The 1,422-nt window shown below is 65.3% G+C and carries 2 protein-coding genes; one reads left to right on the top strand and one right to left on the bottom strand.

All coding sequences use genetic code 11. From position 1 onward, the window contains the following. Positions 1–734 (bottom strand): LysR family transcriptional regulator (locus F6S12_RS31710; RefSeq protein ID WP_315869854.1); only part of this gene is annotated, 734 nt, incomplete at its 3' end. Positions 735–837: 103 nt separating this feature from the next. On the opposite strand from F6S12_RS31710, the gene F6S12_RS31705 reads away from it, so the two are divergent. Beyond that, the coding region (locus F6S12_RS31705) for an amidohydrolase family protein (RefSeq protein WP_315869853.1) at positions 838–1,422 on the top strand (585 nt) is incomplete at its 3' end.

Raw genomic sequence — 1,422 nt, 5'->3', positions numbered from 1 at the left:
CATAGCGGCGTGTGCAACAGGCCGCGCCCGGCCAGGGCATTGGCCAGCAGCAGGTCGTAATTGTCACTGCGCAGGCGTGGTGCCTGGGGCTGGGGCAGGCTCAGGCGCTGGCCGTCGCGCTCGACCCACCAGAACTCCCGGCTGAGCAAGGGGTGGCGATACAACAGCCATTCATGTTCTTCGAGGGTCTGCGGGGTCACCGGCCGGCCCTTGCGCGCCAGGTAGGCCGGGCTGGCGCACAGGGCCAGGCGGTTGCTTCCGACCACCCGGGCAATCAGCCCCGGCAGGTCGTCATGGCCTTCGCGCAGGGCCAGGTCGTAGCCGCTTTCCAGCAGGTTGACGAACTCATCGCACAGGTCCACTTGCAGATTGATCTGCGGGTACTGCTCAAGAAAACCACCACACACCTGATCCAGGAATGCCTGGCCGTAGGCCAGCGGCGCGGTGACCTTGAGGTTGCCGCGCAGACCGTGCTGCAGCTGCTCCACCTCCTCGCCCACCTCTTCCAGCCGCTGCAGCACCTGGCGCGCGGTCTCCAGGTAGAGCCGGCCGATTTCGGTGAGCACGATGCGCCGGGTACTGCGCTCGAACAAGCGCGAACCCAGCTCGGCCTCCAGGTGGTTGACCGCCTTGGTCAGGGCCGAGGGGGTCTTGCCCAACTGCTCCGCCGCCCGGCTGAAACTGCCCAGCTGGGCGGTGACCACGAACATCTTCAAGGCATTCAACTTGTCCATGGTTTTTCCACCCAGGCAAAAATGTTTTTCGTGAAGCAGCCGTTCTGCCCGCTGCGGGCAGTCCCTAAGCTGGCGATCAGACGCAATAACAAGGAAATGTTCAATGAAAAGATTGACCCCCACGCTGTTACTGGCCGCCATGAGTTTTGCCTCGTTGGAAGCCATGGCCGCCGCCGACCTGGTGCTGCTCAACGGCCAGGTGTTCACCGCCGACCGCGCCCAGCCCAAGGTCCAGGCCCTGGCGGTGGAGAACGGCAAGGTCCTGCAAGCCGGCAGCGATACGCAGATCAAGGCACTGATCGACAGCCACACCCGGGTCGTCGACCTGGGCGGCAAGACCCTGATGCCGGGCCTGATCGACACCCACTCCCACGCGATCTTCGGTGGCCTGGAAATGACCAGCGCCAACCTGCAGGACGAGGTGGTCAGCCTCGACGAACTGGAAAAACGCCTGCGCGCCTGGCGTGACGACGGCAGTGCCCGGCATGCCGACGTGCTCAGCATCGCCGGCATGAGCTCGGCCTACTGGGCCCAGGCCCAGGCCCTGGGCCAGCGCTTCAACCAGGGTGAATGGGCCAGGGTACCGGTGGTGTTCACCGGCAGCGATCACCATACCGCCTGGGCCAATGACTTCATGCTCCAGCGCGCCGGCATCGACGCCGCCCTGCTCAAGAGCCTGCCCGAGGCC

The sequence above is a fragment of the Pseudomonas sp. JV245A genome, assembly GCF_032424515.1.
Classification (GTDB): domain Bacteria; phylum Pseudomonadota; class Gammaproteobacteria; order Pseudomonadales; family Pseudomonadaceae; genus Aquipseudomonas; species Aquipseudomonas protegens.
The sequence above is the reverse complement of the archived record's forward strand: the minus strand, read 5'-3'. Positions and strand labels throughout refer to the sequence as shown.